Source organism: Pseudomonas agronomica, from assembly GCF_025917275.1.
Classification (GTDB): domain Bacteria; phylum Pseudomonadota; class Gammaproteobacteria; order Pseudomonadales; family Pseudomonadaceae; genus Aquipseudomonas; species Aquipseudomonas agronomica.
Window position 1 is genome coordinate 1 of sequence record NZ_JAOSHO010000349.1, and the last position, 5,589, is coordinate 5,589.

General features: G+C 63.7%; 5 protein-coding genes. 3 read left to right on the forward strand and 2 right to left on the reverse strand.

What is annotated here, in order from left to right; translation table 11 throughout:
- Window positions 1-42 precede the first annotated feature (42 nt).
- The gene (gene rimI / locus OC610_RS20230; RefSeq protein WP_039594544.1) at window positions 43-495 is read right to left on the reverse strand and encodes a ribosomal protein S18-alanine N-acetyltransferase; all 453 of its coding nucleotides are present in this window, start codon (window positions 493-495) and stop codon (window positions 43-45) included.
- Window positions 488-1,273, reverse strand: a complete 786-nt coding sequence (locus tag OC610_RS20235; protein ID WP_264430190.1) for an energy transducer TonB — start codon at window positions 1,271-1,273, stop codon at window positions 488-490. Before OC610_RS20235 ends, rimI begins: the two co-directional genes overlap by 8 nt.
- A gap of 181 nt (window positions 1,274-1,454) precedes the next feature.
- Between OC610_RS20235 and mksB the strand changes: the two genes are divergently transcribed.
- From mksB to OC610_RS20250, 3 genes are all read left to right on the forward strand, one after another.
- A complete protein-coding gene (gene mksB, locus OC610_RS20240) occupies window positions 1,455-2,735 on the forward strand; it encodes an Mks condensin complex protein MksB (RefSeq protein ID WP_264430192.1) in 1,281 nt (426 codons plus the stop codon).
- Complete coding sequence (mksE, locus tag OC610_RS20245; RefSeq protein WP_181289764.1) at window positions 2,725-3,432, forward strand: Mks condensin complex protein MksE; 708 nt, start codon at window positions 2,725-2,727, stop codon at window positions 3,430-3,432. Before mksB ends, mksE begins: the two co-directional genes overlap by 11 nt.
- On the forward strand, window positions 3,429-5,589 hold a 2,161-nt coding region (locus OC610_RS20250), incomplete at its 3' end, for a chromosome partitioning protein ParA (protein WP_264430195.1). The genes mksE and OC610_RS20250, both read left to right, overlap by 4 nt.

Here is a 5,589-nt window from a genome sequence, read left to right on the forward strand (position 1 = left end):
TGTGGGAGCGAGCCTGCTCGCGAAAGCGGTCGTCCAGCCGACTCAATCCACCAAGGTACACGCCATGACCACCGCATCCTCGCGCCCGCCCACAGCCGGGTAATAATCGCGCCGCCGTCCAACTTCGTTGAAGCCATAGCGTTCATACAGCCGGAACGCCGTGCGGTTGCTGTCGCGTACTTCCAGGAAGCATTCCCGGGCCTCGGCCTTGTAGGCGATCGACATCAGGTGTTCCAACAGCCGCAGGCCAAGACCCCGCCCTTGGTTTTCCGGTTTGACCGTGATGTTGAGCAGGTGCGCCTCATCCAGGATGATCTGCACCACGCCGTGACCTACCTGCTGCTCGCCTTCGAACATCAGCCAGATCTGGTATTTGCCCAGCCCATCAAGAAATATCCCCCGGGTCCAGGGGTGGCTGTAGGCTGCGTATTCAATCTTCAGCACAGCGTCGAGGTCCGCCTCGGTCATCGGGCGGAACGATACAGCGTCACTCATTCGATTCTTTCCAGCGCGCCATCAGCCGGCGCATGGCTTGCCAGACGTCAGCCTTGTGCTGTGGCGTTTCCATTAACAGTTCCAGCCCGGGCAACGCCCAGGCCGAGCCCAGGCCTTCGACCTGCAGTTCGCGATTGAACGCCTCGGCATCCGCCTCGCCGGCAAACTTCACCGCCGGCAGGCCGATCAGCCACAGGCACACGCAGGGCTCGTCTTCGAGCCGCGCCGAAACGAAGCCCTGGACGAAATCCCGCGCCGCCTCTGGCCCCTGATCCATCGTGCCCCGTGACAACAGCGGCCAGCGCACCGGTTCGCCGATGATCTGCGGGCTGTCCGGCAGGCCGGCGGCGCGCAGCATGTCCTTGAGCAGCAGGTAAGCAGGATCGCGACTTTGGAACGGATCACCCGTGGGTAATTCCACCAGTAGCAGGCAGCGCCCGGCGCGCAGCAACTGCAGGGCGAAGCGCGGCGGCGGTACGTGGGGAACCTTGACCGGGGCCGGCGTTTCGTCGGCCTCTTCTACCGGTTTGGCGTTCGTACGGGTCGAGGCCAGGCTCGGACGCGGGACTTCGATTTTCGGCCGCTCGGCGACAGGCGCCACCGGCTCGGCAACGGTCTTGGCCGCAGGCGCCACTGGTGCCGGCGCGATCGCCACCGGCTCAGGCGCTTCCAACAGCTCAGGCCGCGACGGGGCGGCAAAGGGCAATTCGGTACGCGGCAGCCAGTTGACCACCTGCATGGCGGTCAGATAGGCGCGGCGACGAGACTCGATAAGCAAAGGTCGGCCACTTGTGGATAACTGAAAGTGGCAGCGATTCTACCGCCCTTCGGCGCGGATCGCTTCCCTGTCGCTTCATTAGTTGTTCAATACATGACGACAGTCCGTCCAAGGGGTGAATCGCAACCGGCCCGATGCAGTACAATCGCCGCTTTTAATTGCCAACCCGACGGCCATTGCGATGATCGAACCCAAGCGCGTTTTGCGCGCCCTCGCCGAACACTGGGCATTGCTGGAACCTTTGTGCGAGCACTTCGACCAGGGCACCCTGAGCCTCAACGAATTGCGTTCACAGCTGGCCGCCCAACAACTGGACAGCACGCCCCAGGACATCACCAATCTGCTGGACGTCTGGATCCGCCTGGACATCCTCGTGCCGGTGGCGAAAAGCCCGAACCGTTTCGAGCTCAACGCCCAGATTCATGATTTCCTTGCATACCTGCGCCGCGAACACCGCCTGGGCCTGTGCCTGGAAATCGAAGCCTACCTGCGCCACCTCGAGCGCCTGGCTGGCTACATCCAGGACGCCTTCGACGTGCGCGACGGCAACGACCTCGCCCGCCAGTTGCGCCTGCTGGACATGCGCGTGCGCGACGTCCTCAAGAAACTCGCCAACGACGAACAGGCGTTGGTCGCCGTCGCCGAACGGGCCAAGACCAGCGACCGGCAGATCCCGCTGCGCCAGCGCTACGCCGAAGTACTGGCGACCTGGGACGAATACGTCGAGCCGATGATCCAGTTGGTGAACGCCGACGGCGCGTTCGAGCAAGGCGTGCGCAAGGTCGAGAATGTGCTGTTGCGCATGCTCACCGAACAGCAGCGCCTCGGTCACCTGGTGGACGACGACATGCTCTTGCGCACCCACGCGCGGATCCTGGAGATGCAGACCAGCGCCCAACTGACCCTGCGCCATGCGCGGGAATTGCTCCTGCCACTGCGCGAAGAGGCTCGCCGCCATAACGCCGTGACCCGTGGCGCCGCCCTGGCCCTGGCCGCCATTCGTCGCAAAGGCATCGACGCCGTGCCGCAGGCCGCCATGCCACTGTTCACCCGGCCGCAAAGCACGTTCCTGGGCAGCGCCAGCCAGGTCGAAGCCTATGTCTATGCCCTGGCCCGTTTCGAACCGAAACCGGCGCGCTTCCCCAAATCCCACAAGACCCACAAGGGCGGCGATGCCCCGCGTGCGCCACGCACCGTGCGCGAGATGGTCGAGCGTTGCGAAGACGCCCTGCCGATGCCGGACTTGATGACGTGGCTGCTGGAGCAGGAACCGGACGGCGCTACCGACGAATTGCTGTACTGGTTCTCGCGCCTGTCGCGGGAAAAACGCTTTAAGCGCGAGCGTCTGGAACGCCGCGACTACCACACTCACGAGCATCAGGTCAACCTGCGCTCCTTCGCCCTGCTCTCGGCCGGCGACACCGCCGCCGAGGATTCTGCGAGCATCCCCCATGCATCTTGATCTATCCGAACTGTCCCAGCTGGCGCCGATCTTCCGCGAGCTGTTCAAGGGCTATCACGTCAGCCGCCGTGACCCGGAGCTGTACGCACAACTGTCGAACTTCCAGGACCAGTACCGCACGCTGTTCAAGGCCCTGGGCTTCGAACTGGTGTGCGACACCCGTGGCTTCTACTACTTCGTGCCGGACCTGGCCGCCGCCGCGGTGAACAAGACCGCCCAGCGCCTGGCCCTGTTCACCTTCATCCTCGTCGAGCACCTGGCCGATCAGGGCCGCGACCCGATCGCCGTGCTCGACGGCGGCAGCCTGGGCCGCGACGAGCTGCCTTCGCTGCTGGAAAAATACCGCGACCTGTTCATCCAGGCCGAAGTGCAGACCCAGGAAGAGCTGGAAGAAAAAATCATGCGCCGCATGACCCAACTGGGCTTTGCCAGCGAAGAAAACGGCGTGTACCGCTTCCTGCCGCCGATGCATCGCTTCCTCGATGTCTGCCTGTCGGTCCAGCAGGACCGCGACCTGGCCGCCAGCCTGCACAGCGTGTTGCCGCTGCCAGCGCCGGTCCTGATCGACGAAGACAGCGACGAAAAACTGCTGCAGACCGATGACCCGCTGGACCTCAGTGAATTCGACGGCGAAGAAGAAAGCGAAGAAGACGCACTGGCCCGCGCCATTGCCGAAGAACAGGAGACCGACGCATGAGCAAGGAACGCTACGGCATCCGCCGCTTTGCCCTTTTGAACACCGCCGGCTACAGCCTCGGCCTGTTCCCCCTGGAAGAACCGCTGTCGGTATACGGCGCGAACAACCTCGGTAAATCCGCCTCGATCAACGCCCTTCAGTTTCCGATCCTGGCGCGCATGTCGGACATGAGTTTCGGCAAGTACAGCCTGGAGCAATCCCGGCGCTTCTACTTTGCCTCGGACACCAGCTACATCCTGGTGGAAGTCGCCCTGCCCCACGGCCCGCACGTGATTGGCGTGGTCGGTCGCGGCCCTGGTGGCGGTTTCGGCCACCAGTTCTTTGCCTACGCCGGCAAACTGGACCTGGCCCATTACCAGAAAAACGACACCTGCCTGCGCCAGAAAGAGCTGTTCACCAACCTGGAGCGCGAAGGCCTGAAAGCCTACGAACTCAAGCCGGATGAACTGCGCCGCCTGCTGGTCGGTGGTCACACCTCGATCCCACTGGACCTGACGCTGATCCCGCTGCGCTCCACCAGCGAGCAAAGCCTCAAGACCTTCCGCGCGCTGTTTATCAACCTGCTGCATATGCGGGAAATCACCGCGGCCAAACTCAAGCAACTGTTCCTCGATGCGTTCGAGCACAGCCTGCGCTCGGGCAGCGTGGATTACATCGCCGCGTGCGAAGAAGCCTTCCGCGACGTACGACGCATGGAGCAGGACTACAACTCCCTGGTGGCGGCCGGTCCGCTGGTGGAAGCCCTGGCCAATGGCGTGAAGCAGCGCGATATCCTGCGCGGCAAATTGCATCGCCTCTCGCCGCTGCTCGACTCGCTGCTGGGCACTTGGTCGGACTACGCCAGTGCGCGCAAGGAAGAGCTGACCATCCAGGCCGAGCACTACCGCAACGAGCAGGATTCGCTGCAGAACGACCAACGCGGCGGCACCCAGGAGCTGATGCGCCTGGAGCGGGAAATCAGCGGCATCCAGCGCTGGATCGGCGAACTGTCGGTGCTCAAGAACCGCTTTGCCCTGGTGGATGACGTCAAGGTGCTGGAGCAGGCATTGCTCGCCGCCAAGGACGCCCACGACGAATTGGCAGGCGCCTTGGCCCAGTCCCGGCAATTCAGCGCCGAAGATTTGGAAGAGCGCCTGCGGGACCTGGAAAAACGCCTGAAGTCGGTCAAGCAACAACTCGATCACGCCGACAACAACAGCTACGCCCGTCTGCGGGAAGAATTCTCCCAACAGGACGTGGAACGCCTGATGCGCCTGTTCAACAGCGCCCTGTTCAGCCTGCCGTTGGGCGAACACGGTATCGCGCTGGACGAGAATGGCGAGTGGGTCAAATCCATGGAGCTGATCCTCGACGGTTTCAAGGGCGAGCGTTTCGAAGTGCCGGGCCTGTCCATCGACCTGTCCCACATCGAACCTCCCGCCCTGCAAGCACTGGCCGACCGCGCCGCGCTGCGCGATCAGAAAGAGCGCCTGGAAAAAGAGCTCAAGCAGCTCAAGACCCAGCAAGCCGTGGCCGCCGACCGCGCCGCGAGCAAGACCCAGACCGAGGCGCTGTACCAGCAGGTTCTGGATGCGCAGAAAGCCCTGGAAGATTTCCGTCGCACCCAGACCTTGAGCGCCGAAGAGGGCGAAAAACTCGAGCAGCTGGCGCAGATGGAGGCCGCCCAGGACGAACTCAAGCGCTCCAGCGATGCCTTCACAGAGCGCGTCCAGCAGTTGTCCGCCAAGTTGCAATTGGTGGGCCGGCAGATCGCCGACATGGAAGCCAAGCAACGCACCCTCGACGACGCCCTGCGCCGTCGTCAATTGCTGCCGGCGGACCTGCCGTTCGGCACCCCGTTCATGGACCCGGTCGACGATTCCATGGACAACCTGCTGCCGCTGCTCAACGACTACCAGGACAGCTGGCAAGGCCTGTTGCGGGTCGACGGCCAGATCGAGGCGCTGTACGCGCAGGTGCGCCTCAAGGGCGTGGCCAAGTTCGACAGCGAAGACGACATGGAGCGCCGCCTGCAACTGCTGATCAACGCCTATGCCCACCGCACCGACGAGGCCCTGACCCTGGGCAAGGCGCGCCGCGCGGCGGTGACCGACATCGCCCGGACCCTGCGCAACATCCGCAGCGACTACGACAGCCTCGAACATCAGCTCGCGCTGT

What these genes read in the sequence shown, in the direction of transcription:
- rimI (WP_039594544.1), bottom strand. Translation starts at nt 495, where the DNA reads ATGAGTGACGCTGTATCGTTCCGCCCGATGACCGAGGCGGACCTCGAC.
- mksB (WP_264430192.1), top strand. Translation starts at nt 1,455, where the DNA reads ATGATCGAACCCAAGCGCGTTTTGCGCGCCCTCGCCGAACACTGGGCA.
- mksE (WP_181289764.1), top strand. Translation starts at nt 2,725, where the DNA reads ATGCATCTTGATCTATCCGAACTGTCCCAGCTGGCGCCGATCTTCCGC.